We start from the raw sequence: 26,596 nt of genomic DNA on the forward strand, positions 1-26,596 counted from the left end.
TTACTTACTTAACATAGGTATTTCTCCAAGCAGTTTCTTCAAGTTAATAGAATCCCAGGGCATATGCTCAGTAATACCTAATCCAACTACATCTGTTTCTTCAGATAGTTCTTTCATCAGATGAAGTAGTTGAGGGATTTGCATTGTTCCTGCTGTTTTAATACCTAGCCTTTGAATGATTTCTGAATCTTACTCTGTAGGAGCTTCTAATCCCGCCATAAAGATATTTTCAGGCTTTAGAGGGATTTCCACATGTTTTGCGAACTCTTCATCTCCTTCTCCCAAAAGATTCCCAAGAGGTAATGTATGTCCGTAGTCATACCCAACAATCCTAACCAAATCACTGTGAGCATCAATGATATGATGAGCAGCCTCTACTTGTTCAAGTAGTTGTTTTCTCCCATAAATACCGTTCTCGTTTTCAAGCGGAGTTCCATCATAAGCTCGAACTGGTATATGAATAAGCGGTTGATCATTGTCCGGAGCTAGCCACGCAAGCAACTCGGCTCCAAGAGAGTAGTTAGGGTTATTTCCCCCTTGCCATTGCGCCATTAACAGGCGTATTGTTTTTTTCGTAATGGTTGTCTCTCCTTTTCTTCAAAGTAAGGCTAGTATAGACTGACCAAAAATAAATAAGTAGTACGCTCTTTAATGATAGGTACTATCGAAAAGGATAGTGTAACTTGAACAGCTAGTTCATATTGACAGAAAAATCTAAGACTGTTATAAAAATAGTAAATAGCACTCGCGAGACGAGAGTGCTAAAATTGAAGAGGAATACATAAGAAGTCCGGAAGGGTGGGTATTTCATGGAAAAAAAGCAGTTCCAAGCAGAATCTACACGTTTGTTGGAAATGATGATCCATTCTATTTACACACAAAAGGAAATCTTTTTGCGTGAGTTGATTTCCAATTCTAGTGATGCGATTGACAAAATGTACTACAAATCGCTCGTCGATGATCAATTGGTGTTTGATAAAGAGAACTATTTCATCAAAATAGCGGTTAACAAAGATACCAGAACTTTGACCCTGACAGATACCGGGATCGGCATGACGCAGGATGAACTGGAAAATAATCTGGGTGTCATTGCGAAGAGCGGCTCGTTGGCGTTCAAAAAAGAAAACGACGCAAAGGATGGCTACAACATCATTGGTCAATTCGGCGTAGGCTTCTACTCGGCTTTCATGGTTGCCGACAAGGTTACGGTCATCAGTAAGGCACTGGGCAGCGACAGTGGATACAAATGGGAGTCCAGCGGTGCGGATGGCTACACGATCGAGCCTTATCACAAAGATTCTGTCGGGACCGAAATCATTCTCGAAATCAAGGAGAATACAGAAGAAGAGAACTACGATGAGTTTTTGGAAGAGTACCGTTTAAAAGCGATTATCAAAAAGTACTCTGACTTTATTCGTTACCCGATCAAAATGGACGTTACGCAGCATAAGCCAAAAGAGGGCAGCGAAAACGAGTATGAACAAGTGACGGAAGAACAAATTGTGAACAGCATGGTTCCGATTTGGCGAAAAAATAAAAGCGAGCTGACGACTGAGGATTACGAGCAGTTTTATGCGAGCAAGCATTACGGCTTCGACAAGCCGCTGGCGCACATTCACATCAGTGCAGATGGAGCCGTTGTTTATCAGGCGATTTTGTACATCCCGGAGAGCATGCCATTTGATTATTACTCGAAGGAGTACGAAAAAGGTCTGGAGCTGTATGCCAACGGTGTACTGATCATGAACAAATGCGCGGACCTGCTTCCAGACTACTTCAGCTTTGTCAAAGGGATGGTTGACTCCGAGAGCCTGTCGCTCAACATTTCCCGTGAGATGCTCCAGCATGACCGTCAATTGAAGCTGATTGCGAAAAACATCACGAGCAAAATCAAAAGCCAGTTGCAAAGCTTGCTGAAAACAGAGCGGGAAAAATACGAGCTGTTCTACAATTCATTTGGCAGACAGCTAAAATACGGCATGTACAGCGACTACGGAACGCATAAAGAAACGCTGCAAGACCTGTTGATGTTCTACTCTTCCAAAGAGAAAAAGCTGGTGACGCTAGAAGAGTACGTTGAGAGAATGCCAGAAGATCAAAAGTACATCTACTATGCATCCGGCGAGTCGATCGAACGAATCGAAAAGCTGCCGCAAACAGAGCTCGTATCCGAGAAAGGCTACGAAATCCTGTACTTCACAGATGACGTCGATGAGTTCGCGATCAAAATGATGATGAACTACAAGGAAAAAGAATTCAAATCGGTATCGAGCGGCGATTTGGGAATCGAACCGGGCGAAGAAGAAAAAGCAGCCGAAGCCGAAAACGAGAACAACAAAGAGCTGTTCGACTATATGGCATCGCTGCTCGAAGGAAAAGTTAAAGCCGTAAAAGCTTCCAAGCGTTTGAAGTCACACCCTGTCTGCTTGTCGACAGAGGGTGATGTGACGATTGAAATGGAAAAAATCTTGAATGCGATGCCGAACAATCCGAATGTGAAGGCGGACAAGGTACTGGAGATCAATGTGAACCATGCGGTATTCCAGTCATTGAAAGGTGCCTTTGACACGGACAAGGAAAAGGTCAATCTGTATACCGCCCTCCTGTACAATCAGGCTCTCTTGATCGAAGGCTTGCCGATTCAAGACCCGGTGGAGTTTACGAACGACATTTGCAAAGTGATGGTGTAAGGCAAAACAGGGGATGCGATTCCAGCATCCTCTTTTTTTTCGCATTGATTTTCCCAATACAAGAGATTTATGATGGAACGCAAGGATATACATAAAGAGAGGAGAGTAGAACCTATGTGGAATCCGTTGGAAGTAAAAGATCTCATCACCAGTGCAGAAGAGCTGAAAAGCCTTGTAGGAGAACCGCACGAGGCGGTTGTGAAAAAAAGCATCGCGCAGGTAGAGTCGCATGTGATCCATTACGTGTCCATGTCGCCGTTGTTTTTCTTGTCTACAGCAGATTCTTCAGGCAGATGTGACGTTTCCCCGCGAGGCGACGAGCCGGGCTTCGTTAAAGTGCTGGATGAGCACCATATTATTTTTCCAGAGCGAATGGGGAACAGACGGGTCGACTCTTTACTGAATATCATCGCAAATCCGCAGGTGGGTATGATTTTCCTGATTCCTGGTCTGGAAGAAGTGTTGAGAATTAACGGATCAGCCCGGATTACAAAAGATACAGAGCTACTCGCCGCGCAAGAATGGAAGGGCAAAACAAGCGGCATAGGCGTGATCGTGAAGGTAGAGGAGTGCTTCCTCCATTGCCCGCGCGCATTTAAACAAGCAGGCCTGTGGAAGACGGATTCATGGCCAGAAAAAGAGGCGATGCCTTCGATGCTGGAAATGTTTCGCGCTCATTTGAAAATAAATGGCGTTCATTTGAATGAAAAAGAATAAGAAAGAAAAAACCTTGAAAATGCTTCAAGGTTTTTTTTCGTCCAAACGAGCTTGGCAAGAAGCCGAACCGAGCCATGTATGTGGATTGCCGGCCCAGCACCAGCCTAGCTTTGGTTTATTTTCGCTGATCCACATGGCCGTTACGCGTCGGTCGCCACAACGGGAGCCGAGCAGTGAAAAGCCGTTATTTTTCTTTACCCGATCCGGGAAGTGAGTGATCAGGGCAATCCCTTCCTCCAGTGTGAGAGGGGAACGCTGTTGCTCCAAGAGGATGGGCATAGCGTCATTAGGTGTGATGTTCAGCGTCTCTTTTCCCGTATCTATTCCGGTCATCAGGTAAGCCATTCCTGTAGGAATCTCGATGCCCTCGATAGGTGTAAACCGCCGGATTTCTTCTGCATCCATGACACTGAAGCCAGCTTTCTTTTTCCGCTCGATGGCTTGCATCGCTTTTTCTCCGTCGAACCAATCACCTTTCACAACGAGAACAAAGGGGACGAGGCCCTCTTGCTGGTCGTCTTCTCGTATGGGGAGAGCTTCTGCCAGTGGTTGCAGCGGGGCCAGATTTTTCCTAAACTCATCTGCTGTCATGCCCGCCATTTCAGGATAGCCCTTTTGAATGAGCGTTGTCAGTTGCCGTTCGAATTCAGCTTTGTGCATGGGGTAATGCGCCTCCTTCCACTTGTCACATTCATCTTACAACATTGGTGCTAATTAAAAGGTTTACCCAAAAGAAAAGGAATAAAGCAGATTCGGATTGAAGTAACTTTATAACTAAGCTTTAATCTTTATGGAAGAAAATCAGGAAGGAGGCTAGCTGCCATGCGTCCCATTGATATTGCACGTAAGCTAAAGCTGAGTACAAGTGCCTTGCGCAATTATGAAGCGCATGGGCTGGTTCCGCCTGTGGAGCGGTCAGAGAGCGGCTACAGGAAGTATACGGAGGAACACGTCGCTTATTTTACATGTATTCAAGCCATGTCTCCTGGCTTTGGGATGGAAGTTACGGCGCAGGTGGTGCGGCTGATCCAGGATAGACAGTTGCAGGCTGCTATGTGGCGTGTGAATGAGGTACAGGCTCATTTGCAACGGGACAAGCAGTTAGCCGAGCGAAACGTGGCAATGCTTGAAGACAGGCAAGCAGGGAAGGGGGAGGAAGCTGGAAGCAGCGAATGGATGACGATTGGAGAGGTAGCAACTATGACTTCATTGCCCAGCTCAACCATCCGCCACTGGGAGAAGGTTGGACTCATTACGACATCCCGCGATGAGAAAAATGGCTACCGTCTCTTCAATCGCTCGCAAATCCGCAAAATCATGCTGCTGCGTACGCTGCGACCTGCTGTCTATTCCTTATCGGTTGTGGAGCTAAAGGATGCCATCACGAACATGAATGAAGAGGATGTGAGAGAGGCGCGAAACATTGCTTTGGAAACGTTGCGCTATCTGGATCAGATGAATCTCGTACAAACGCGTGGGGTTTTCTATTTCTATCAATTATGCAAAGTGGTTAAGTTGGTCGAAGAATGAGATGCCAAAAGAGAAAACCCTCTCCTGCACATTCGCAAAAGAGGGGATGTCATCGTTATTCCACAAACAGTGATACTCGCTCAAATCCCGCATCTGAAATGCGAATCAAGCCCGTATCCGATATGTGCAAGGTCGGAATGACGACCAGAGCAAGCAAGGACAACGTCATAAAGGCGTAGTTCATCGTGCAGCCCGCCTTCACCAAGGCTTGGCTAATTTCCATGGATTGCTGCACAACTGTTTCATAAGGCTCGGTCGACATCAGTCCAGCTAACCGCAGCGGAAGCTCCACAATTTCGCCGTCTCCAGTTACGACAGCGATACCGCCTTGCATGCTGATCACAGCATTGGCTGCTTGTGCCATCCGCTCATCGTCGTTTCCAATGACAAGCACGTTATGGCAGTCATGGGCGACCGTCATGGCAATCGCTGCTGGCTGGTTAAATCCGACATTGCCGACAATCCCGATGCCAGAGCCACCTGTTTTCCCATGGCGTTCGAAAACAGCCATTTTGCACAAGGTGCTCTCGGGCGTAATCTGTAGCTCGCCATTTGCGACAGCCACATCGACAAACACTTCGTCCGTCTCTACGTGATTTTCGCGGACAACAGCGACGCGCGTCTTGATCGTCCCAGACGGAACAGGGGTCTTGATGATGAAGTCAGATGGAGTGAGCTCAGCCTTGATTTTCACAGAGTTGACAGCAAACGCAGGGTACGGGAACGGAGGAAGTTCCAGCGTCATTTCACCGTTTTCCGCCACTACTTCACCACGCGCGATCGTCGTTACGACATTTACATCAGCTAGATTTCCGTCGAGCAAAATGATATCAGCGATAATACCCGGTGCGATTGAGCCTACATCTCTTGCGACACCGAATCGTTCTGCTGTATTGATGGTCGCCATCTGGAAGGCAGTAACGGGCTTTACCCCTTGCGAGATCGCGTGTCTGACGATGAAGTTCATATGTCCTTCTTCTTTCAACGAATCACAGATGCGGTCATCGGACACGAGCATCATCCGGCGGGAGTCAATGCCCTGTTCAGTGTGTGCTTTGATCGTTGCTGCAACATCGTGCCAGGCAGAGCCGCGGCGCATTTTGGCATACATGCCGAGGCGTACGCGCTGTGCGACATCTTCGCTGGTCACACATTCATGGCAGCCGGTTACACCCGCAGCGGCATAAGCAGCCAGACGCGGGTCACTTGACGGCCACGTATAGTGACCATCCACTACTTTTCCTGCCCGCAGTGTCGCTTGAATCTCTCCAATCATTTTCGGATCTCCGTACACGACACCCGGGAAATTCATGACTTCTCCGAGTGCGATCATATCTGGTCCCCAGCTCAATGCTTCCGCGACCTCCGCTGGCCCGAATTCTGCCCCAGCCGTTTCAAAAGAAGCATCCGTTGAAGGGACGCAGGAAGCGACCTGCATGTAAGCAGCCATCGGAGTTTGTCTCGCCTCGTCCAGCATGATGCGCAAACCAGGTAGACCGAGAACATTCGAGATCTCATGCGCATCGAAAAAGCCGCCTGTCGTTCCGAGCGGCAATACCGCATTGGCGAACTGCGTCACGGACAGCATGCTACTTTCGATATGACAGTGCCCGTCCAACAGTCCTGGAGCCATATACTTTCCTTTTGCATCAATGATCCTGGTGGATTCATCCGTCATCCCTTCCACAAAAGGACCGACATAGGCGATACGGGTGCCAACGACAGCCACGGACATATTCGGCAAGATTTCACCGGAGAGAACATTGACGAGAGTGCCGTTATGGATGAAGAGGGTCGCTTTTTTCTCCCCTCTGGAAAAGGCAACGAGATCAGGAATGCAATCTGCAAGTGGAGGTCTTGCAAAGGACGAATGCTGCTGTGTCATGTTTACTATCACCTCATGCTGGATTTGGTTTTTTACATATCGTACACATCGAAGCGGAAGGAAGCTAGTTTTCTTTTGAAAAAATTGAAAAAGAAGGTGCAGTGGATGACAAGAGTAAAAGTCACATACATAAAAATATCGTCCTACCTAAAGCTGTGCGTGGGAGCTGGTGTTTCAATCGGGGCTTTGGATGGGGCATTCCGTTTATGTACTATCTCAAATGCAAAAAGGGTCTTGTGATCGAAGGGGTATTTGAAGGGGAGCAACGCGAGGACATTTTAAAATAAAGCACCTCCCATTTTCACTGATTTTGAAAGTGAAAACAGGAGGCGCTGCTTAGTGTTCTGCTACTTCTATTTCATTTGTCTTCGTTTTCCGAAGTTTGTAAATCGCAACGAGTAAAATAAACCACACAGGTGTGATGAACAAGGCGACTCGTGTATCTTCCGCTAGAGCCAGCACGACCAGAATGAAGGCAAGGAATGCCAGGATCAGGTAGTTGGCAAAAGGATAGAGCGGCATTTTAAACGAATTCGCTTTTGCTAAATCTGGTCTCGTTTTGCGATATTTCAAATGACAGATGACGGTGATTCCCCAAATAAAGATAAAGCAAACAGTCGAAACGCTAGTGATCAGTGTAAATACGCCCTCAGGCATGACGTAGTTCAATACGACTGCGATCAGAATGACAACCGTCGAAAAGAATAGTGCATTAGCCGGGACCTTGTTGGCAGTCAGTTTCGTAAGGGGCACAGGTGCATTCTTTTCTTTGGCCAAGGAGTAAACCATCCGGCTTGTACTGAAAATGGCGCTATTACATGCGGAAGCGGCGGATGTCAGTACCACGAAGTTGACGATACCGGCAGCGGCTGCAATGCCAATCGCTGCGAAGACCTGCACGAATGGACTCTCCAACGGGTTGATCGCGTTCCAAGGATAAATGCTCATGATGACGATGAGTGCGCCAACGTAGAAAATCAAAATCCGAATCGGGATTTGGTTAATCGCTTTTGGAATGACTCGTTTTGGGTCTTCTGTTTCACCGGCTGTCAGCCCGACGAGCTCGATCCCAACAAATGCGAACACGACCATCTGGAAGGAAAGAAGGAACCCATTAAAGCCGTTCGGGAACATACCACCATGACTCCAGAGATTCGTGAAGCTAGATGCACCTGCATTCGTAGAAAAGCCCTTGATGATCATGAAGATACCGACAAAAATCAGGGCGAGAATCGCGATGACCTTTACGAGCGCGAACCAAAATTCCATTTCTCCAAAAAGCTTCACCGTAGCCAGGTTCATGATTAACAAAATCACGAGGGCAATTAAGCCTGGCATCCACTGCGGTATTTCCGGAAACCAGTATTGCGTATACAGACCAACCGCTGTCAGGTCAGCCATGGCGATCGAAATCCAGCAAAACCAGTAAGTCCAACCCGTGACAAATGCGGCCATATTCCCCAGATAATCTTTGACGAAATCCACAAAAGAATGGTAATTCAAATTGCTCAAGAGGAGCTCCCCGAGTGAGCGCATGATTAAAAAGCAGATGATGCCCGTAATCAAGTAAGCAAATAAGATGGATGGGCCGGCCAAATGAATCGATTTTCCTGCGCCCAAAAATAATCCTGTTCCGATTGCTCCACCGATCGCGATGAGTTGTACGTGTCTGTTTTTTAGACCTCTCTCCAATTTTTGATCCTGCATACGATCCACCTCTTTCTATTTTTAGTTAGTTTTTAATTTTTAGATTTTTATCAAACAGATAATGTTCATATTAACATAACTATAGTTGTTTCACATATGTTTATTTATTTTTATAGAAAAAAAGCTTTTAATTATGAACGAAATAGGGACATTTTGGAAGTGTTGGCTCCTTTGAACAAGGAGCTGCACTTTTTTTGTATTTCAGAAAAAAGAATATATTGACATGAGAATGGAAATCATTTAATTTTGCGTTAGGGCAACTTTTTTATACGAATGCATATTAGTTTGTTCTGGTTAATATTATTGGTACAAGACTACATTGTTGTGTGTGGGCATATGTGCAAGGAGGAATTACCCGTTTCACCATCGGTTTTTGGGCGGGATCATATAACGGGCTATTATTTGGAGGGAAAAAATCATGGATTCTGCTATCGCTGTAAGGGACCTGCATGTCTCTTACTTTGGGAACGAAGTTGTTCGGGATGTTTCGTTTGATGTTGAGCTAGGGAGCATGGTTGGGATCATCGGTCCAAACGGGGCGGGGAAGTCAACCCTGATCAAAGCGCTCTTGGACCTCATTCCGAGAGATAAGGGGAATGTGCGGATTTTTGGGAAAGAGACTAATGAATTCCGGAAGAAAATCGCCTATGTACCACAGCGGAGCATGATTGATTGGACGTTTCCGATCACGGTCATGGATACAGTGCTGATCGGTACGTATCCAAGTGTCGGACTGTTCAAACTTCCGAAAAAAAAGGAAAAAGCGTGGGCGCTGGAATGCCTGAGAAAAGTGGGGCTGGAGGATTTTCGCGACAGGCAGATTGGGGAGCTCTCCGGCGGGCAGCAACAGCGTGTCTTCCTGGCAAGGGCACTTGCGCAAAAACCGGAGCTGCTACTTCTGGACGAGCCGTTTGTGGGGATTGATGTGGCGAGCGAGGACACCATCATTCGTATTTTGAAAGAGCTGCAATTTCAGGACAAAACGATTGTCGTCGTCCATCATGACTTGTCCAAAGCATATGCGTATTTTGATCAGCTTCTTCTAATGAACAAAGAATTGATCAAGTTCGGTACGGTCGATGAAGTGCTGAATCGAGAAGTCATGTCGAGAGCATATTCCTATCAGCTACCATTTCTCGAAAAGACCGAGGTGCTTGCATAATGGATTTCTTGATGGCAATTGGACAGTATGAGTTTTTGCAAAAAGCATTGTTTACATCAGTAGTGGTTGGGTTAATCTGTGGCGTCATAGGAAGCTTTATCATTTTGCGGGGAATGTCCTTGATGGGGGATGCCATCTCACATGCTGTTTTGCCTGGGGTGGCCCTCTCCTATGCTTTTGGAATCAATTTCTTCGTGGGCGCTGTTTTAACGGGTGTACTCACCGCTGTTGGAATTGGCTACGTGAGCCAAAATAGCCGCATCAAGAACGACACGGCGATTGGAATTTTGTTCACGTCGGCCTTTGCGATCGGGATCATTATGGTTACGATGCTGAAAAGCAGTACCGATCTATATCACATTTTGTTCGGGAATGTATTGGCTGTGCGTTCGTCAGACATGTGGGTGACGGTTGGCATCGGGGTCATCGTCATCGTGACAGTCTACGCTTTTTTCAAAGAACTGTTACTGACTTCGTTCGATCCGACCATTGCGGCTGCCTACGGTTTGCGTAACAACCTCATTCACTACTTGCTGATGACATTGCTGACGATGGTAACGGTTGCTTCCTTGCAAACCGTAGGAATCGTATTGGTTGTCGCCATGCTGATTACACCGGCTGCTACCGCTTATCTTTTGACGGACCGTTTGTCGATCATGATCTTTTTGGCCGGCGGTTTTGGGATGCTGTCTTCGGTTATCGGTCTTTATTTTAGCTTTACTTATAATTTGGCCTCTGGTGCCACGATTGTCGTGGTTGCAACTGTGTTCTTCTTCCTGGCCTTTCTCTTCTCCCGAAAACACGGGGTGGTATGGAAATCAATCCGAGCTCGCCAAAAACGAGTCGAGCTCTCAAAGTAAAGGAGAATATCGTCATGAAGAAGTGGAATCTGTTTTTTGTTTTTCTAGTCTCAACCGTATTAATGGCGGCGTGTGGTGCTCCGCAAAGTGCGAACGAGCCCGCACCAGCAAAACAAGACAACAGCGAGAAGCTGCAAGTGGTCACGACGTATTCCATCTTGTATGACATCGTAAAAAACGTTGGGGGAGATCGGGTGGAAATTCACAGCCTTGCTCCGATTGGCTCCAATCCCCATGAATATGATCCATTGCCTGCTGACGTGCAAAAAACGACGGATGCAGACGCGGTTTTCTACAACGGACTGAATTTGGAAGCAGGTAACTCCTGGTTCGATAAACTGATGACCACAGCAGGTAAATCAGGTCCAGATGCACCTGTATTCCGACTCAGTGAGGGTGTAGCGGCCAAGCACTTGACCACCAAAGGCAAAGAGAGCGAAGAAGACCCGCACGCTTGGTTGGATGTACGCAATGGGATCAAGTATGCGGAGAATGCAAAAAATGCCCTGATCAAGGTGGACCCAGCGCACAAGGAAACGTATGAGCAAAACGCCAAGAAGTACATTGAACAGCTAGCTGCTCTGCACGAGGAAGCGGTTAAACAATACAACCAGATTCCGAAAGACCAGCGTTTGCTTGTGACGAGCGAGGGAGCGTTCAAATATTTCAGCGAAGCGTACGATTTTGAAGCGGCATACATTTGGGAAATCAACTCGGAGAACCAAGGAACACCAGAGCAGGTCACGCAGGTGGTCGATACGATCCGAGCGAAAAAAATCCCGGCTCTGTTCGTAGAGACGAGTATCGATCCCCGCAGCATGGAGATGGTATCGAATGAAACGGGTGTACCGATTGTCGGGAAAGTATTTACGGACTCTCTCGGAAAGCCGGGAGAAGATGGCGATACGTACATCAAAATGATGGAATGGAATATCAAAACGATTTACGAAGGATTGACCAAGAAATAAGGTTCGTAAAAGCAAAGCACAGCTCTCCTAATCAAGGGCTGTGCTTTTAAATTCTTCCACTGCTTAACATCTTTCATCAGATTGAGGTATAATAGACTAGTGTGTAAAAGGAATCCGGAGTATTCATATTTAATCTGTCATATTGAAAGAGAGTGGGATTATGGGTCGTAAGTGGAATAATATTAAAGAGAAGAAAGCTTCTAAAGACGCGAGCACCAGTCGTATTTATGCGAAGTTCGGGAAGGAAATTTACGTGGCGGCAAAGCAAGGCGAGCCGGACCCAGAGTCCAACCGTGCTCTGAAGGTCGTCCTGGAGCGTGCTAAAACGTACAGCGTACCGAAAGCGATTATCGACCGCGCGATTGATAAAGCAAAGGGCGGCTCTGATGAAACCTTTAGCGATCTGCGCTATGAAGGCTTCGGGCCAAACGGTTCCATGATCATCGTGGATGCACTGACCAACAATGTAAACCGCACAGCTCCTGAAGTGCGTGCTGCTTTCAACAAAAACGGCGGTAACATGGGCGTATCCGGTTCGGTTGCTTACATGTTTGATCCAACAGCGGTATTTGGTTTGGAAGGCAAAAGCTCTGATGAAGTATTGGAAATCTTGATGGAAGCGGACGTTGACGTGCGCGACATTTTGGAAGAAGACGGTGCTGTCATTGTTTACGCAGATGCCGAACAGTACCACGCTGTACAAGAAGCACTCAAAAACGGCGGCGTCACAGAGTTTACCGTAGCTGAATTGACTATGCTGCCACAAAACGAAGTAACGCTGACTGAAGATGTACAAGCGCAATTCGAAAAGCTGATCGATGCTTTGGAAGACTTGGACGATGTGCAGCAGGTGTATCATAACGTTGATTTAGGTGAATAATGTTTTCTATGGAGAAGACCTTTGTTTTAGGACAGAGGTCTTTTTTTATGTGCTGCGTATTGGCTGCGGTGAAGAGAAGAATATTTCCAGTCTAGGCTCCAGGCTCCGTCCTGCTGAGGGATAAGACTGTTCGCTCCGAAGGGATTTGCGGGGAAACGCAAAAGTGGTAGCCGCTTCGAAGCACGGGCACGGTTGCGTTTCTGTTGCCCGCAAATCCCTTCTCCGCTGGGTAGGACTCCACAAGTCGCTACGTCTAGAAATATTCTTCTCTGTCGGAACTTCTCACATTCTTCAATCTTTTAGGTAGTTAAAAGATCGGTAAACACGGAAGCTCGTAGAGGAAACAGGAGAAAACAGCGAAGATCTTTGGGACACCGACCGAGGCCCAATGCAGAAAGCGAAACACTCTCTTAAGCGTCCACCTCTGAAAAGGCATCTTGAAAGGACCACTTTGGACGTGCTTTTTGCATGGAGTCGGGCAGTGAATCCCCCAGCGGGTGGGACAAGAAGCTGAGCGTTTTCTCCTATTTCCTCCACACCATTACAGCAACTACAAAAGGTTTCTAAAATGTGGCTGCGGTGAAGAGAAGAATATTTCCAGTCTAGGCTCCAGGCTCCGTCCTGCTGAGGGCTAAGACTGTCTGCTCCGAAGGGATTCGTGGCGAAACGCAAAAGTGGTAGCCGCTTCGAAGCACGGGCACGGTTGCGTTTCTGTTGCCCGCAAATCCCTTCTCCGCTCGGTAGGACTCCACAAGTCGCTACGTCTGGAAATATTCTTCTCTGGCGTAACTGATTAAATTCTTTCAACTTTTAAGGCTTTTAAAACCCGTTTAAAATGGAAAGCTCGCAGAGGAAACAGGAGAAAAAAGCGAAGATCTTTGGTACACCGACCGAGACGGAATGCAAAAAGCGAAACACGTCCTTAAGCGTCCACCTCTGAAAAGGCATCCTGAAAGGACCACTTTGGACGCGGTTTCGCTTTTTGCATGGAGTCGGGCAGTGAATCCCCCAGCGGGTGGGACAAGAAGCTGAGCGTTTTCTCCTGTTTCCTCCCCACCACGACAGCTAATCAAACGGGTTGTAAAAAAATAAAACCGCCTCCATAAAGGAGACGGCATATATCGAGCTCGTTAGTTTTGAGGTGTTACCGATCATCACGTGCGACGCATCTACCTCCAGTATGAAGTTAGAAGCTTAAAGCAGTGTACGGTTTCCCTTACTCACTAGGTGATCGTGTAAATCATCCATGGCACATCGCCTCCGTAAAGGACTACAGCCTGATTGAGAACACACCACCGAGCTCGATGAGTATAGTATGAGCAAAGCCCATCTTTTTATTCACCCATCTTCAGCATCTGTTTTCGAATCGCATTTAAAAACGATTGGTTGCTGTAGGCCGTGCCACCAGCCAATCCCGGTTCAACTGCATTCATGTACATTTGATTCGCTTTGACTGCGCTGAGGTTTTTCCATGCAGGCTGCTCTTGCAACTGCTTGAAAGCGGGCTGGTCTTCTTTGTTGACCATCACAAACAAGTAGTGGGGATCTTCTTTCGCCAAAGCATCCATTGAGAGTGCGGTACGCTCCTTTATATTCGCGACGACATCTGGGACAGGCAGGGCCAGGTCCGTATATAACAGGTAATTGTACCGTTCATCCTTTGGATAGGCGTAGAAGGAGCCTTCTTGGAACCACAGCGTCAGCACTTTCTTTTCTGGAAGTGGGGCGAGCTTGTCGCGGAGTTCCTGTGCGTTTTGCTTCACTTTACCTACGAAAGTATCCAAATTGGCATCTTTTCCACGAACATCAGCGAGCAGACGCAAGTTTTCTTGCCAATGAGCTCCGTTCGTTGAGACGGGAATGACGGATGCAGCCGTTTGTAATTTGGCCAAATCTTCCTTGGATGTCTTGTCAGTTGTCATGATGACGTCAGGTTCGAGGGCAACCAGCTCACCTAGGTTATCTGCAATGTTATAAGGAAGATGCTTGGCATTTCTGATCATGGCTTGATATTCCGCAGGAAACTTTCCGTTTTTATCCATTGTTGCTGCGACGGGAGGGATTCCCAGCAAGAAAGAGTCTTCATACGAAGCAGGGAAGCCAACGAAAACAATATCTTTGGTTCTGGCCGGAATTGTATAAGTGTTGCCAAGGTAATTGATCGATCTGGTCGGTTTCGCTGCCGCTGAATCGCCCGTTTGTCCACCATTGCCGCAGGCTGACAGGACGAGGAGCAAAGCGACAATCGGGATAGCTAATAGCCGTTTATACATACAGGTCACTCCGTTCTTACTTCTTGTGTTATCAGGAAAGTAGCAGGACTCATGTAAATTATAGGCTACCCGATCCATCCGTCGCTGTTGCATTCCTGAACATTTTCAAACATTCTGCTGTAACCTTTTTCCTACTCAAGACACTAATTGGTATCCGAGAAAATTTTCGCTATAGAAAAGTAGTTGATCAGCCGACAGCAAGAGAATGGAGGAGGTTTTTTTGCGAGTGATTCGATCGCTTGAATGATTTGAAGAGCGATCTGACGTGAAGACATGGCTGTTTGCGATCGCGAAGCATACAGCGATGAATTACTATCGAAAACGCAAGTGGCAAAAGCTGTTGTCAGGGGACTGGCTGTCTGTCGTGATGCCAGCCTCGGAAGGGAATCTGGCACAGGAAGCGGAAAGCCGGGAGGACGAGCAGGAATTGATTGCCGCGATTAAGGTACTGCCACCGCATTACCGCATGGTTGTCATTCTGCGTGGCATTAAAGAGTACAGCGACAAAGAGACAGCCGAAATACTGGGTTGTTCAGAATCAAATGTGAAAACGACGATGCACCGGGCACTGAAGTTGCTGCATGGCAAACTGTCGAATACGAAGAAGGGGGAGTTGTACAGTGGATTGGCAAAATGAACGAGATATGCTGGAATAAGAAACAATTCGGGTCGGCAAGAGGAGACGGCTGTTCATGAATCTATTGAAAGCGGGGATGACAGCAGTCGTGATCGCTTCTGGCTATAGCCCATTCATTACGCTAACGGGCAGTTATGTTCAACAAAGGCGTTCAGATTCCTATCAAGACATTCTCACAGGATGCTTGCCCAAGCAGTTGAACAAGTTATTGCATACGATACACCATAATCAAATTCGATTATAGGAGGTGTATCACGTTGTCATGTTCGTGTGGACGTGGGGGAAAGTTCCGCAAAAAGAAGCACAACAAATTTGACCCAAATCGCATGATCAGTACACGAATTGGAAATGGCATGCTGTCTGTTCCGGCATTTATATGTAAAGGTCGGAAACGTCGTCGCAGAGCAGGAATAGATTCTGTAAATATATACCATGATCTCCATTTTACGATCACCCAATTCGAAATCTCAGGGAGTGCCGAACCATGCACTTCATTAATTGCTGTAGGAAAAAGCCTTACCGATGCCAGTAATTGTCTGTTGAAAAATCGTTTTGTATTACAGGACGCAACACAAATACGTAAGAGATTTGTAAGATTCTCCTAAATATTTGTCGGAAACATTTGCGATATATCCTACTGCATTCTCATCAATGCCCACTTTCAGGTCCGGTTATCGAACCAAAGGACCCATAACCTTATTACAGTATAGGGTTCGATAGTTGAACTGTTAATAGAATGGCGGACACATATTATACATGTACAATATGTGTCCGCCATTTATTTTACTGTCTTTTTCAATTTAGGTCTTGATAACTAATTGTCCCTGGTTTTTCGCTATCTCTCTTATTTGAAGAGCGGAACGTAAATATCAATTTCATTGTCTTCTTGCTCTGGCTTGTAGCGCTCGTCCCAATACTCAAAATCAAATCCGGCATAATCATATCCTGACTCGCAGAGCCAAGACCCGTAAAGAAAACTATACGTATCGCCCAAGTTTGTCTCAGGTCCCTTGTGTGTTACTTTTGCAAATGTCCCCGCAGGAATCGTGTGACTGACCATCCCTTCAGGAATATCGGCGAGGCTGGAAACTTCGACGCCAATTAGGGTGGTAAAAGGATCTACCGCCGCATCGAAGTCATCTTTGTCAGGATAGATTTGGATCAGGTATTCGCCATCACCAACCTGATTTTGAATCTCGCTTTTTCTAGCTCGCAAAGCTTCAGTCGTAGTAGCGGAGAGTTTTTTGCCCAAGTCTTCTGTCACATTCGCCGTAAAAGTGATACCAATTACGTGTGTTTCCTCGCGGGTGAGAATGGATGGCTCCATGAAACAACATCCTTTCGTGTAGGAGAATAGGGAACAGAGCTAAGCCAGCTGCTATTTCAACTCTCTAGCATATATCTTCGTCCCATCATGCGTAAACGTACCGATATATTTCTTGCCACCTACCGTATATTCCATAGAAACGGTTTCCTTTCTAGGAGGCGTGAGCAGCTTGTGCGGAAACGGGAATGGCTGTTTGTTCGCCACGTCTGCAATGATCTGTGTGTCTGTATGAAAAAGCTTGCCAGTCTGTTTCAATTGCTTGAGTTGCTCTGGTTTATCCAGCTTGTAAGGCAGAGTCGTGGTCGGTTTGTCCATCGCATTGATTTTCTGGAAGAAATACCCGTCCTTTGTTTTCGACACCGCAATAAACTGTCCGTCACTCGTCTCTTTCAGAAAGGCATACTTTTTCGAAGCGAATGTCCCTTTTTTATTCATCAATAAGTAAAATTCTTCGTTGTCCTTTTTCCCGGAAATGATAAAAACTCCCGAATGGATGTTGGATTCCACCTTGTAATTTCGGGATGGCTTCAACACGACTTTTCCTTCGTGCGTAATAAAATGGGTCATGCCATTTATTTTCACGCGATGCAATCCTTCGCTGTATCCCATGTACTCATCAAAGAACGGCTTTGCGTGTATTTTGCTATTCATATCTTTTAAACCAAATTTGTAGGATAAAACCATGCCATCCTTTACGTTACGTTTGACAAAAGGGTAGTGATGAATATCGAAAGTTTTTTCTCCCGTATGCTCACTCGAGATTGGAAATAGTTCCTCATCTGTGATCTGCTTGGATATTTTCGTGCGAGCATTGTACAGATAAGAGGTATAGCTTGTGGGAGAATACAAAAACCACTCTCCGTCTATTTGCGTGAAGTAATCGTTATAGGTGGTTAATTCCTGTGTGTTGCCTTGTTGATCGAAAATAATAAACGAGCTGTTACCAAAGTGGGTAATAATATGAAAAAAGCCATACCCGTTTTGCAATGGACTGATGTAGCCTGGATATAATAACGCTTCCTGCTGATCGATTACTTTCCCGGTAGGAGAAACAAGGGCAAAATGAGGGAACCATTTCTGCTTGAACTCTTTGTAATAGGGATCATTCGGACTCGAGCCTGCAAATGGTACGAAAAATGGTTCCGTTAGTCCAGGTGGTACCTGAATCTCTTTTTCTGTCGGAACGTACTTGAGTACTGTCGTTTCCGGTCTGTCTGAACGGATGGCATTTTCGGAATGTGCGACAGAAGGAACAACTGATAGAGTAAGGCTCAGAGCTAACAGAATGTTGACGTAGTTGGTCTTTTTCATAGGTGGAATCACTTTCTCTTTCCATTTTTGTATGTAGAAGGTAGACGCTTCTCGAAAGATGAATGTCACGTATGTGTTGATCTTACAAGATTTGGATGATAGAATTGTATACATAGATTTATGATGTATTGTTTATCTAGGTATACAGAGTTAAATCGGGAGGCACTATGAAAATCAATAAGGAGCTTTTAAAGGGCAGTACCGTGATCCTGATCTTGACGATGCTGGATCGAAAGGAAATGTACGGGTACGAGATCGCCAAAGCCATCGAGAAAGAGTCAAATGGTCTATTTACGCTAAAAGAAGGGACGTTGTATCCAATCCTGCATGCGCTCGAAGCGGAGCGTTATGTGGAAGCGTACTGGGATGAGAAGGATGGAAGGAAGCGTAAATACTATCGGATTACGGCAGAAGGTCGCGGGCAATTGAAGGAGAAAAAGCTCGAGTGGCATACGTTCCGCGATGGGATTGATCGGGTGCTAGGAGAGGAAAGAGCATGAAGCAGACGAGTACACATCCATTGATTGCCGACTATCTCGATCAAGTATGTCGCCATGTGCGGGCAACGGAAATGCATCGCAGAATTCGGGATGAGCTGGAAAGTCACCTGCTTGATTTGATGGATGAGCAGATGGACGAGGGCGTGGAAGAGGAAGAAGCGGTGAGGCAAGCCATTTTGCAAATGGGGGATGCTGCTGCGGTTGGGAAGCAATTGCATCGGATTTATAAGCCCAGAGTGGAGTGGAGACTTCTAGTGTATGTGGTGGCTTTTCTGGCTGTTGGTCTGTTTACGATGTATGGAACTCCGGTCAATTTCTTTGAGGAAAAGCTGGACAAGTATTGGCTTTCCGCTCTATTGGGTATCGGAGTGATGCTTGTGGTGGCTTTTACAGATTATCGCAAGCTATTGGCATATTCATCGCATGTATACGTGCTGACTGTAGGCGTTTTTCTTTTTGCTTTTTGGTATGAATATTCCGTTTACGGAAGGGTGATTGTGCCTATCTATCGTTTTGGAATTCCTGATTTCGGTACGATTTCCATGTATTTGTTTCTTGTAAGCGTCGCAGGTATGCTACTTACGAGGGCGTGGCGCTTCCGGAGCACTGCTTCTAAGCTGATTGTGTTTGTTTTGCTGCCCACTATATGTTTGCTGCTGACGCAACAGTATTTGAATCTTAAGCTTTACTTATTTGGTTTTGTTGTACTCTTGATGTACACGAAGACAGTTAAGAAAGAAAAGCTCCCCCTTTACATCACGTCTGTTGGTGCTTATGTAGCTACCTTGTTATTGGATTTCCACACTTTTGATAACTTGTTGGACTGGATGCAACCGATGAAAGATCCTGAAGGAGGCGGTTATTATTATCTCCTAGCGATGGATACGATTCGCTCGGCAGGTTTTTGGGGAAAGGGCTTCGGTACGCCTTTACAATTCCCTCGAATAGACTCAGATTTCAAGTTCACGTATTTAATCCATAGCTACGGTTGGATTGCGGGACTCGTGATCTTGTTGTTCGTTACCCTGTTTATGATGAGACTGGCTCGGATTGCCAAGGAAGTGGACGAGCTGTACGGCAAGCATCTCATTGTCAGTATCGTTCCTTTGTTCTCCGTGTACTTCTTATGGCCACTGCTGATGTCAACAGGCATGTTGCCAGCCGCGGATCTTGAAATTCCTTTTCTCAGCTATAGCAGAATAGGAACTGCTTTGGCTCATTTCGCTGCCCTCGGTCTCGTTCTGAGCGTCCATCGGCATAGAAACTCAATAGGAAAGCCACATACCTACATGGTAAAATAGCAATCCATAAGAAGCCTCGGGTAATCGGTAATGCTAGGATATAGACATCAAGGAAAAACAAACCCGAGGAGGAAGTACAGATGGCTTTGCAATCCAAACAAATTTTCGTCAATTTACCAGTGAAGGACCTCAACAAATCCATAGACTTTTTCACGGCAATCGGCTATGAATTTAACCCGCAATTTACGGACCAAAATGCAGCATGCATGGTGATCGGCGAAAACATTTTTGCCATGCTGCTCGTTGAAGAGTTTTTCCAAACGTTTACAAAAAAAGAGCTGACGGATGCAACCAGAAGCACCGAGGTTATTGTCGCGTTGTCGGCTGACAGCAGAGCGCAAGTCGATGAGATCGTAAACAAAGCATTTGCTGCGGGCGCAACTCCATCGAAAGACCCGGTTGACCATGGCTTCATGTACGGCTGGAGCTTTCAAGATTTGGATGGCCATCTGTGGGAGTTCTTGCATATGGATCAAGGCGCTGTTCCACAGGAATAAAAGAAATATAATACGAAATGAGGGCAAAAAGCAGGGGATCGAAAAAGGGATTCCAGCTTTTTGCCCTTTTTGTCAATTTCAATTCAATACTGGCACATCCCAAGCGGATTCCCGTCTGGGTCAAAAAACGTCAGCACCTTCGTAGACCCAAATCCATCAATCGGGGTTACTCGTACTCCACGTTCTGTTAATAGTTGGTGTGCCGCTTCAATGTTTGCGGGAAGAAAATTATAGTATTTGTCGACACCAAAATGATTTTCCGGAAATGTCATAGGCTGATGGTTCTCTACGCGGACGAGACAGATCACGGTGCTTGATTCATCGGAAATCCGCATGGTGACCGCTTCCTCTTCTACAAACAAAGGTCTGCACCCAAGCTTTTCTTCATACCATTTTGCAGAGGCACGCGGGTCCGTCACAGGTATAAAAACCCCTTCCATGCCTTTTAACAGTGATTGAACCATCATTTCATCTCCCATTCGACGAAAAATCTATCGCCTATCATTTCGACGAAGATGGTAGGAAAAACCTGTAAGCCCCACACTTTCCCTTTGACAATCTCTCGTGACATTTCGCTAGCTAAGCGTTATCTTTTACGTAAGAACACAGATGGGGTGAACGGATGCGCTTCTACACAACATACATAAAAAAATACGGCGTAGTCGCCGGGATATCCATGTTTTTTCTGGCTTTGGAGGCGGTATGTGATCTTTTGCAGCCGACGATCCTGTCGCACATTATCGATACGGGTGTAGCAAAACGGGATATGGACTACGTGCTCAAGACAGGCGGGCTGATGCTGCTCGTTACGGCGTTGGGGGCAGTCGCGGCATCGATCCGCAATGTGCTGGCCACATACGTCTCGCAAAATTTCGGTGCACAGTTGCGCGCAGATTTGTTTGCAAAAGTGCAGTCCTTATCCTTTGAAAACTTGAACAAGTTCGACAGAGCCTCGCTCGTGACACGTCTGACCAATGACGTCAATCAAGTGCAGATGTTTGTAAACGGCATGATGCGAATATTCGTCAAAGCGCCGTTGATGTGTATTGGCGGATTGTTTATGGCAACCCAATTGAACGTGGATTTGGCTGTGATTCTCGCAATTGTCGTGCCCGTTGTGGGTCTGTTTATTTTCTTGAATATGAAAATCGGTTTTCCGTTCTTCCTGAAGGTACAGCAAGCACTCGACAGGGTGAACGGTGCGATGCGCGAGTATTTATCTGGCGTACGAGTTGTTAAGGCATTCAATCGCTTTGGTTTTGAACGTGGCAAGTTTACACGGGCAAACGAAGAGCTGCAATCCAAATCCGTATCGGCTACGCGGGTAATGTCTATCTTCAGTCCAGCGATTATGCTGACGATGAACCTCGGAATTGTCGCGGTCCTCTGGCTTGGGGGGCTTGGCGTAGAACAGGGAAGCATCGAGGTCGGTCATATCATCGCGTTTACGAACTACATGACGCAGATTTTGTTTTCACTCATGATGATTTCCCTGGTATTTAACATGTTCGTGCGGGCCAAAGCATCGGCCGGACGCATCGGGGAAGTATTTGCTGAGGAAAACCAAATGAGCTGGAAAGAGGAACAACCTCACGAGTTTTTAGGCCAAAAGGGGCGCATCGACTTCGAAGAGGTCAGCTTCTCGTATGATGGAGAAGGCGGTCAGCAAGTACTCAAGCAGATTTCGTTTACTTGTCTGCCTGGGGAGACAGTCGGGATTATCGGGTCGACAGGCTCTGGAAAAAGCAGTTTGGTAGGCTTGATTCCACGGTTTTATGATGTAACGGAAGGCACGATTCGGGTAGATGGCATCGATGTACGAGACATCGAACCGAAGAGATTGCGTGAAAAAATGGCGATTGTACCGCAAAAAACAATGCTGTTTACAGGTACGGTGATGGAAAACATTCGTTGGGGCAAGGCAGAGGCGACCCACGAGGAGGTCAAGCAAGCAGCACGTATGGCGCAGGCTCACGAGTTCATCTCCACCGCTCCTGAAGGCTATGAGACACGCGTAGGGCAGGGAGGAATCAACTTCTCTGGAGGACAGAAGCAGCGTATTTCCATAGCCAGAGCCTTGGTGAAAAAGCCGGAAATCCTCATTCTCGATGACAGTACAAGCGCGGTAGATGTGGCGACAGAAGGGAAGATTAAGGATGCGCTTCGAGCCTATGCGTCTGGGCTTACCTGCATCTTGATCGCACAGAGAATCACCTCCGTCATGGATGCGGATAAAATCATCGTACTCGACAATGGAGAAGTCGCTGGCAGCGGTACGCATGACGAACTGATGACCTCTTGCCAGGTCTATCAGGAAATCCTTCAGTCACAAATCGGCCGGGAGGTGAAGTAAGGTGAGTCAACAGAAGCAACAACCGGTCTTTTCACCAAGACCTGGCCGAGGGTTTGGACATGGTGCTGCCAGAGGTCCAGTGAGTAAGCCCAAGAATTTTTCGGGTACGCTAAAAAGGCTCTGGGAAGCTTTTGGCAAAGAAAAAAAGCTGCTGCCTATTGTATTTGTCATTGTTTTTGTCGATGCACTACTCATGCTGTCTGCGCCTTATTTGATCGGAAAGTCGATTGATGCGATGACAGGTGGCGAGGAAGCTCTTAGCTTTTTGTCTATCATCATTCTTGCCTTGCTCGGCTCTTACATCTTGGATGGGGCACTGACGTTTTTGCAAAGCTGGTTAATGGCAGGCATCTCGCAACGGATCGTCACGAATCTGAGACAAGCCCTTTTTGACAAGCTGCAAAAGCTGCCGATTGCTTATTTCGATTCGCGAACGCACGGAGAGTTAATGAGCAGGCTCACGAATGATATCGACAACGTCAGCAACTCCATTTCTCAATCCACAACGCAATTGATGTCAGGAGGGATCGTGCTCCTCGGTTCGCTGGTGATGATGCTCGTCTTGTCTCCGATCCTGACACTCGCATGCCTGATCACAGTGCCGCTTGTGTTCCTGCTTACACGCACGATTGCCAAAAGAACGAGCGTCCTGTTCAAAAATCAGCAGATGGAGCTGGGCAAGCTGAACGGGCACATTGAAGAGACGATTTCAGGCATTCAGGTGGTGCAGGCCTTCAATTATGAGCAGAAGGCCATTGAGGACTTTACGACGATCAATGACCGGCTCTGCAAGATCGGGATGAAGGCACAGGTCTGGACTGGCTTTCTCATGCCGATTATGAACGTTATTAACAACCTCGGCTTTGCCATGGTGGCGATTGTCGGAGGCGTTCTCGCTGTAAAAGGATGGATCACAGTAGGTGTGATTGCGAGCTTTCTCAGTTATTCCCGCCAGTTTGTCCGTCCGCTGAACGACCTTGCGAACATTTTCAATGTGCTTCAATCCGGTGTTGCTGGGGCGGAGCGTGTATTTGAAGTATTGGATGAACAAGAGGAGCCGTTGGATTCTCCGGTTGCCACTGTGCTTGCACAGCCAAAGGGCCATGTTGTTTTTGATCAGGTCAGCTTCGGCTATCGTCCAGATCAACCGATTTTGAAAAATATCAGCTTCGAAGCACAGGCAGGGAGCACCATCGCGTTAGTCGGTCCGACAGGTGCAGGCAAGACCACCATCGTGAATTTGCTCACGCGGTTTTACGATGTGACCTCAGGAACGATCTTTTTGGACGGAAAAGACATTCGGGAGTATTCTCGAGATAGCTTGCGGCGCAGCTTTGGCTTTGTTTTGCAGGATACGTACCTGTTTTCCGGTACCATCAAGGAAAATATTATGTACGGCAAGCCAGATGCGACAGATACGGAGGTAGTAACCGCTGCGAAAATGGCGAATGCGGACGTGTTCATCAATCGGCTCCCGATGCGTTATGATACGATGCTGACGGAAAATGGGGGCAACCTGAGTCAGGGACAACGCCAGCTTTTGGCAATTGCCCGTGTCATTCTCGCCAAGCCCTCGCTGCTCATACTTGATGAGGCGACAAGCAGCATCGACACACGGACAGAGCTGAATATCCAGGATGCGCTCCTCACTATTATGGAGGGGCGTACGAGCTTTGTGATTGCACACAGGCTTAATACCATTCGGGATGCCGACACGATTATGGTCGTGGATCGGGGAGAGATTGTGGAGAAAGGCAGCCACGATGAACTTATCGAGCAGCAAGGTACCTATTATCAATTGTTTTACAACCAGTTTAAAAATCTGGAGGCTGCTGGGGAATAACAGAGCACCCCGTTCAAACACGGAAATGACGTGGAGGACGGGGTGCTTTTTTCGGTTAGGATGCTTGCTTTCTGGCGGCGATCAACAAAAAGATCGGCCGACGGACTTCGTCTCGCATCCCGGGTATATCCAGCATTTCTTCAGGAGGACCAGGTTCAGCGACTTTTGTTAGGTGAAATCCGGCAGCAAGGAGATCGTTCATATAGCTCGAAAACGTTCGGTGATACTTGACGACTTCATGATCCAGAAAGGTGGTTTGCCGGATGCCTTCCTGCTGATAGTTGTCCACTGGCCAGTGCAAGCGTTCGCCCCTGGGTCCGTAATGCCAGTCCTGTTCAGCCAGAGCAGTGAAGACGGGATGCTCCACGGAGAAAACGAAGGAACCTCCAGGAGCAAGACAGTGATAAACACGTTGGCAAAGCAAGTCAAAGCGCTCCACATAATGGATGGCCAAGGAGCTGATGACGACGTCGAATTCCTCTGAAGCAAAATTAATGTCTTCTATCGGAAGGCGGAGATACTCGATGGCGGGATCCGTTGTCGTCTCTCTGGCACGAGCCAGCATTTTTTCGGAAAGGTCCACACCCACAACGGAGCGGGCCTGTTGCTCACGCGCATATCGGCAGTGCCAGCCGAAGCCACAGCCTAGATCGAGCACTTTTTTCTCGCGAAGGGAAGGCAGTAGCTCCCGAAACGCGTGCCATTCTCCCGCGGCGTTCAGTCCCTCAACCGAACGAGCCATTTGACTGTATTTGATGAAAAAACCTTGCTCATCGTATTTGTTCTGTTTCATCCGTTCAACACCTCCTGGGTCGGGTCGTAGGCTTGGATTAGTTCCCGCAGCGCTTGTTTGACGTCCCCCTGAAACAATCCACCGTGATAGCAAATTACTTGCTCGATGTCATAATCGAGCAAGAGGCGGACAGAGCGAATCGCTTCCTGCATATCCAGCGTATAGGACGGATTGGCGATGTCGAGTCTACCGTCTTCGATTACAACAGCATCTCCGGCAATCAGCGTTTTGCTTGCGATCACATACAACGAAATATGTCCCGGCATATGTCCAGGTGTGTGAATGATCTCGATGCCACCACACCAAGGAAGGAGTTCGTGATTCGTTACGGTTCGATCAACCGCAGTGGGCTCGATGGACTGCAAAAAGCGAATAAATTCCTTAGCATGCTGTTTTTCACCCGACGACAGATGGTCCAGTGTTGCTTGCGCCTGCTCCAATCGCAAAGAAGTTTTTTGTCCGGCGATGTATGGTGCTTCGGATTCGAAGGCGATGATTTCGAGGTGTGGATAGCTTCTTTTTAACGCTGCCAAAGATCCGATGTGATCCATATCGTGATGTGTCACAATGACCTTCGTAAGGTCGTCGAGCGTAAGCTGTTGCTGGTGTGCGGCCTCCTGAAGCAGTAGCAAAAAATCTGGATAACCACAGTCGACAAGGATCATTTCATGTTCATCCTTCAGCAGCACCGGGGTAATGACCTGTGCAGATCCATTGTACATAAACGAAATGGCGAGAAAGTGAATCTGGTTCATACGTTGTCCCTCCTGACTGACTGATCTTAAAAAGGAGTGTAACGCAATTAGGGAACAGACACACGGTCGACCTTTTCTCTGTCTCATTTATGTCCACGAATAATGCGCCGAATACTGTGTTCGGTCAAGTAATGTTTCTCGGCGAGCATTTTAACAGAAGCCCCTTCGCGATATGCCTGCCAAATCGCTTGATTGCGCTCACTCAGCCATTGCTTTGTGTCTGTGGAGGCGCCCCATTGTCGTTTGTTTTCGTGGTGGATCGGGATGTACAAGTAACTTCCTTGTACATAATGCTGAATTTGGCGCAGCAGTTCGTCTGGCAGTAGGTCTTGTGCATTTTTGTATTTCATGTGCTTTGCTCCTGTCTATATAGCGTGATGGGCGTATATAGATGAGCAAAGAGATCCTCAACTAAATATTGGGAAGGCTCTGAACCAAGAGAAAGGAACTCTTTGCTCAGAGCCGCATTCAGCTCTTCGTACACAAGGGTCTAGCATATGAATCATCTCCCTTCTTGTCTCTATAGTAGTGAGAAAGGGGAGTTCCTTCAATAAACATCTTTTCCTTGATTACGAAAGAAAGGGTAAGATGAGAGGGATGCGTAGAT

Annotated in this window: 23 protein-coding genes and 2 pseudogenes; 14 read left to right on the plus strand and 11 right to left on the minus strand. The window is 47.0% G+C overall.

The window, feature by feature from the left end; all coding sequences use genetic code 11:
- A pseudogene (locus ASG16_RS15230) lies at window positions 1–579 on the minus strand (arginase family protein).
- A 230-nt stretch (window positions 580–809) separates the two neighbouring features.
- Between ASG16_RS15230 and htpG the strand changes: the two are divergent.
- Together htpG and ASG16_RS15240 are read left to right on the plus strand one after the other, a co-directional pair.
- Window positions 810–2,690: a molecular chaperone HtpG gene (gene htpG / locus ASG16_RS15235; protein ID WP_056496570.1), complete on the plus strand. Its 1,881-nt coding sequence runs from the start codon at window positions 810–812 to the stop codon at window positions 2,688–2,690.
- A 114-nt stretch (window positions 2,691–2,804) separates the two neighbouring features.
- Window positions 2,805–3,407, plus strand: a complete 603-nt coding sequence (locus ASG16_RS15240) for an MSMEG_1061 family FMN-dependent PPOX-type flavoprotein (protein WP_056496568.1) — start codon at window positions 2,805–2,807, stop codon at window positions 3,405–3,407.
- A gap of 24 nt (window positions 3,408–3,431) precedes the next feature.
- Here ASG16_RS15240 and ASG16_RS15245 read toward each other — a convergent pair whose 3' ends face one another.
- Complete coding sequence (locus ASG16_RS15245; RefSeq protein ID WP_056496565.1) at window positions 3,432–4,067, minus strand: DUF5701 family protein; 636 nt, start codon at window positions 4,065–4,067, stop codon at window positions 3,432–3,434.
- Between the two features lie 162 nt (window positions 4,068–4,229).
- Here ASG16_RS15245 and ASG16_RS15250 point away from each other — a divergent pair, with 162 nt between their 5' ends.
- The gene (locus ASG16_RS15250) at window positions 4,230–4,937 is read left to right on the plus strand and encodes a MerR family DNA-binding transcriptional regulator (protein WP_056496562.1); all 708 of its coding nucleotides are present in this window, start codon (window positions 4,230–4,232) and stop codon (window positions 4,935–4,937) included.
- Window positions 4,938–4,992: 55 nt separating this feature from the next.
- Here ASG16_RS15250 and ASG16_RS15255 read toward each other — a convergent pair whose 3' ends face one another.
- Together ASG16_RS15255 and ASG16_RS15265 are read right to left on the minus strand one after the other, a co-directional pair.
- Entirely contained in the window at window positions 4,993–6,822 is a 1,830-nt protein-coding gene (locus ASG16_RS15255) for an adenine deaminase (protein WP_056496560.1), read from the minus strand.
- Between the two features lie 336 nt (window positions 6,823–7,158).
- Complete coding sequence (locus ASG16_RS15265; protein WP_056496555.1) at window positions 7,159–8,529, minus strand: amino acid permease; 1,371 nt, start codon at window positions 8,527–8,529, stop codon at window positions 7,159–7,161.
- Window positions 8,530–8,947: 418 nt separating this feature from the next.
- Here ASG16_RS15265 and ASG16_RS15270 point away from each other — a divergent pair, with 418 nt between their 5' ends.
- From ASG16_RS15270 to ASG16_RS15285, 4 genes are all read left to right on the plus strand, one after another.
- Window positions 8,948–9,691, plus strand: coding sequence for a metal ABC transporter ATP-binding protein (locus tag ASG16_RS15270; RefSeq protein WP_048031785.1), 744 nt, complete (start codon window positions 8,948–8,950; stop codon window positions 9,689–9,691).
- The gene (locus ASG16_RS15275; RefSeq protein ID WP_056496552.1) at window positions 9,691–10,551 is read left to right on the plus strand and encodes a metal ABC transporter permease; all 861 of its coding nucleotides are present in this window, start codon (window positions 9,691–9,693) and stop codon (window positions 10,549–10,551) included. The genes ASG16_RS15270 and ASG16_RS15275 overlap by 1 nt, the downstream gene beginning before the upstream one ends.
- A gap of 14 nt (window positions 10,552–10,565) precedes the next feature.
- Window positions 10,566–11,519, plus strand: coding sequence for a metal ABC transporter substrate-binding protein (locus ASG16_RS15280; RefSeq protein ID WP_056496549.1), 954 nt, complete (start codon window positions 10,566–10,568; stop codon window positions 11,517–11,519).
- Window positions 11,520–11,679: 160 nt separating this feature from the next.
- Complete coding sequence (locus ASG16_RS15285; protein ID WP_056496547.1) at window positions 11,680–12,399, plus strand: YebC/PmpR family DNA-binding transcriptional regulator; 720 nt, start codon at window positions 11,680–11,682, stop codon at window positions 12,397–12,399.
- Between the two features lie 1,334 nt (window positions 12,400–13,733).
- Here the strand turns inward: ASG16_RS15285 and ASG16_RS15290 are convergent.
- On the minus strand, window positions 13,734–14,672 hold the full coding sequence (locus ASG16_RS15290; RefSeq protein WP_056496546.1) for an ABC transporter substrate-binding protein: 939 nt from the start codon (window positions 14,670–14,672) through the stop codon (window positions 13,734–13,736).
- A 259-nt stretch (window positions 14,673–14,931) separates the two neighbouring features.
- Between ASG16_RS15290 and ASG16_RS15295 the strand changes: the two are divergent.
- Both ASG16_RS15295 and ASG16_RS30915 read left to right on the plus strand, forming a co-directional pair.
- Window positions 14,932–15,309: pseudogene (locus tag ASG16_RS15295) on the plus strand (RNA polymerase sigma factor); the annotation flags it as partial.
- Between the two features lie 55 nt (window positions 15,310–15,364).
- Window positions 15,365–15,553 (plus strand): hypothetical protein, encoded by a 189-nt coding sequence (locus ASG16_RS30915; RefSeq protein WP_056496541.1) that lies wholly within the window; start codon window positions 15,365–15,367, stop codon window positions 15,551–15,553.
- 600 nt (window positions 15,554–16,153) lie between these two features.
- Here the strand turns inward: ASG16_RS30915 and ASG16_RS15300 are convergent.
- Both ASG16_RS15300 and ASG16_RS15305 read right to left on the minus strand, forming a co-directional pair.
- The gene (locus ASG16_RS15300) at window positions 16,154–16,636 is read right to left on the minus strand and encodes a GyrI-like domain-containing protein (protein WP_056496538.1); all 483 of its coding nucleotides are present in this window, start codon (window positions 16,634–16,636) and stop codon (window positions 16,154–16,156) included.
- A gap of 51 nt (window positions 16,637–16,687) precedes the next feature.
- On the minus strand, window positions 16,688–17,947 hold the full coding sequence (locus ASG16_RS15305) for a hypothetical protein (protein ID WP_056496536.1): 1,260 nt from the start codon (window positions 17,945–17,947) through the stop codon (window positions 16,688–16,690).
- Window positions 17,948–18,114: 167 nt separating this feature from the next.
- Here ASG16_RS15305 and ASG16_RS15310 point away from each other — a divergent pair, with 167 nt between their 5' ends.
- The 3 genes from ASG16_RS15310 (at window position 18,115) to ASG16_RS15320 (ending at window position 20,245) form a co-directional block, all read left to right on the plus strand.
- The gene (locus ASG16_RS15310; RefSeq protein ID WP_056496534.1) at window positions 18,115–18,447 is read left to right on the plus strand and encodes a PadR family transcriptional regulator; all 333 of its coding nucleotides are present in this window, start codon (window positions 18,115–18,117) and stop codon (window positions 18,445–18,447) included.
- Window positions 18,444–19,748 (plus strand): FtsW/RodA/SpoVE family cell cycle protein, encoded by a 1,305-nt coding sequence (locus tag ASG16_RS15315; protein ID WP_056496532.1) that lies wholly within the window; start codon window positions 18,444–18,446, stop codon window positions 19,746–19,748. The genes ASG16_RS15310 and ASG16_RS15315 overlap by 4 nt, the downstream gene beginning before the upstream one ends.
- Window positions 19,749–19,828: 80 nt before the next feature.
- Complete coding sequence (locus tag ASG16_RS15320; protein WP_016741012.1) at window positions 19,829–20,245, plus strand: VOC family protein; 417 nt, start codon at window positions 19,829–19,831, stop codon at window positions 20,243–20,245.
- 83 nt (window positions 20,246–20,328) lie between these two features.
- Here ASG16_RS15320 and ASG16_RS15325 read toward each other — a convergent pair whose 3' ends face one another.
- Entirely contained in the window at window positions 20,329–20,709 is a 381-nt protein-coding gene (locus ASG16_RS15325) for a VOC family protein (protein WP_056496529.1), read from the minus strand.
- 158 nt (window positions 20,710–20,867) lie between these two features.
- On the opposite strand from ASG16_RS15325, the gene ASG16_RS15330 reads away from it, so the two are divergent.
- Together ASG16_RS15330 and ASG16_RS15335 are read left to right on the plus strand one after the other, a co-directional pair.
- Window positions 20,868–22,598 carry an ABC transporter ATP-binding protein gene (locus ASG16_RS15330; protein ID WP_056496526.1) on the plus strand — a complete coding sequence of 577 codons (1,731 nt, stop codon included), beginning with the start codon at window positions 20,868–20,870 and terminating at the stop codon, window positions 22,596–22,598.
- Window position 22,599: 1 nt separating this feature from the next.
- Entirely contained in the window at window positions 22,600–24,441 is a 1,842-nt protein-coding gene (locus tag ASG16_RS15335) for an ABC transporter ATP-binding protein (protein ID WP_056496522.1), read from the plus strand.
- A 55-nt stretch (window positions 24,442–24,496) separates the two neighbouring features.
- Here ASG16_RS15335 and ASG16_RS15340 read toward each other — a convergent pair whose 3' ends face one another.
- The 3 genes from ASG16_RS15340 to ASG16_RS15350 all read right to left on the minus strand — a co-directional run bounded on the left by ASG16_RS15340 (window position 24,497) and on the right by ASG16_RS15350 (window position 26,339).
- Entirely contained in the window at window positions 24,497–25,234 is a 738-nt protein-coding gene (locus ASG16_RS15340) for a class I SAM-dependent methyltransferase (protein ID WP_056496521.1), read from the minus strand.
- On the minus strand, window positions 25,231–25,989 hold the full coding sequence (locus ASG16_RS15345) for an MBL fold metallo-hydrolase (protein ID WP_056496519.1): 759 nt from the start codon (window positions 25,987–25,989) through the stop codon (window positions 25,231–25,233). The genes ASG16_RS15340 and ASG16_RS15345 overlap by 4 nt, the downstream gene beginning before the upstream one ends.
- Before the next feature lie 83 nt (window positions 25,990–26,072).
- Complete coding sequence (locus ASG16_RS15350; RefSeq protein ID WP_056496518.1) at window positions 26,073–26,339, minus strand: CD3324 family protein; 267 nt, start codon at window positions 26,337–26,339, stop codon at window positions 26,073–26,075.
- Between the last annotated feature and the right edge of the window lie 257 nt (window positions 26,340–26,596).

It is taken from the genome of Brevibacillus sp. Leaf182 (genome assembly GCF_001423865.2).
GTDB lineage: Bacteria > Bacillota > Bacilli > Brevibacillales > Brevibacillaceae > Brevibacillus > Brevibacillus brevis_C.

What these genes read in the sequence shown, in the direction of transcription:
- htpG (WP_056496570.1), top strand. Translation starts at nt 810, where the DNA reads ATGGAAAAAAAGCAGTTCCAAGCAGAATCTACACGTTTGTTGGAAATG.
- ASG16_RS15240 (WP_056496568.1), top strand. Translation starts at nt 2,805, where the DNA reads ATGTGGAATCCGTTGGAAGTAAAAGATCTCATCACCAGTGCAGAAGAG.
- ASG16_RS15245 (WP_056496565.1), bottom strand. Translation starts at nt 4,067, where the DNA reads ATGCACAAAGCTGAATTCGAACGGCAACTGACAACGCTCATTCAAAAG.
- ASG16_RS15250 (WP_056496562.1), top strand. Translation starts at nt 4,230, where the DNA reads ATGCGTCCCATTGATATTGCACGTAAGCTAAAGCTGAGTACAAGTGCC.
- ASG16_RS15255 (WP_056496560.1), bottom strand. Translation starts at nt 6,822, where the DNA reads ATGACACAGCAGCATTCGTCCTTTGCAAGACCTCCACTTGCAGATTGC.
- ASG16_RS15265 (WP_056496555.1), bottom strand. Translation starts at nt 8,529, where the DNA reads ATGCAGGATCAAAAATTGGAGAGAGGTCTAAAAAACAGACACGTACAA.
- ASG16_RS15270 (WP_048031785.1), top strand. Translation starts at nt 8,948, where the DNA reads ATGGATTCTGCTATCGCTGTAAGGGACCTGCATGTCTCTTACTTTGGG.
- ASG16_RS15275 (WP_056496552.1), top strand. Translation starts at nt 9,691, where the DNA reads ATGGATTTCTTGATGGCAATTGGACAGTATGAGTTTTTGCAAAAAGCA.
- ASG16_RS15280 (WP_056496549.1), top strand. Translation starts at nt 10,566, where the DNA reads ATGAAGAAGTGGAATCTGTTTTTTGTTTTTCTAGTCTCAACCGTATTA.
- ASG16_RS15285 (WP_056496547.1), top strand. Translation starts at nt 11,680, where the DNA reads ATGGGTCGTAAGTGGAATAATATTAAAGAGAAGAAAGCTTCTAAAGAC.
- ASG16_RS15290 (WP_056496546.1), bottom strand. Translation starts at nt 14,672, where the DNA reads ATGTATAAACGGCTATTAGCTATCCCGATTGTCGCTTTGCTCCTCGTC.
- ASG16_RS30915 (WP_056496541.1), top strand. Translation starts at nt 15,365, where the DNA reads ATGAATCTATTGAAAGCGGGGATGACAGCAGTCGTGATCGCTTCTGGC.
- ASG16_RS15300 (WP_056496538.1), bottom strand. Translation starts at nt 16,636, where the DNA reads ATGGAGCCATCCATTCTCACCCGCGAGGAAACACACGTAATTGGTATC.
- ASG16_RS15305 (WP_056496536.1), bottom strand. Translation starts at nt 17,947, where the DNA reads ATGAAAAAGACCAACTACGTCAACATTCTGTTAGCTCTGAGCCTTACT.
- ASG16_RS15310 (WP_056496534.1), top strand. Translation starts at nt 18,115, where the DNA reads ATGAAAATCAATAAGGAGCTTTTAAAGGGCAGTACCGTGATCCTGATC.
- ASG16_RS15315 (WP_056496532.1), top strand. Translation starts at nt 18,444, where the DNA reads ATGAAGCAGACGAGTACACATCCATTGATTGCCGACTATCTCGATCAA.
- ASG16_RS15320 (WP_016741012.1), top strand. Translation starts at nt 19,829, where the DNA reads ATGGCTTTGCAATCCAAACAAATTTTCGTCAATTTACCAGTGAAGGAC.
- ASG16_RS15325 (WP_056496529.1), bottom strand. Translation starts at nt 20,709, where the DNA reads ATGGTTCAATCACTGTTAAAAGGCATGGAAGGGGTTTTTATACCTGTG.
- ASG16_RS15330 (WP_056496526.1), top strand. Translation starts at nt 20,868, where the DNA reads ATGCGCTTCTACACAACATACATAAAAAAATACGGCGTAGTCGCCGGG.
- ASG16_RS15340 (WP_056496521.1), bottom strand. Translation starts at nt 25,234, where the DNA reads ATGAAACAGAACAAATACGATGAGCAAGGTTTTTTCATCAAATACAGT.
- ASG16_RS15345 (WP_056496519.1), bottom strand. Translation starts at nt 25,989, where the DNA reads ATGAACCAGATTCACTTTCTCGCCATTTCGTTTATGTACAATGGATCT.
- ASG16_RS15350 (WP_056496518.1), bottom strand. Translation starts at nt 26,339, where the DNA reads ATGAAATACAAAAATGCACAAGACCTACTGCCAGACGAACTGCTGCGC.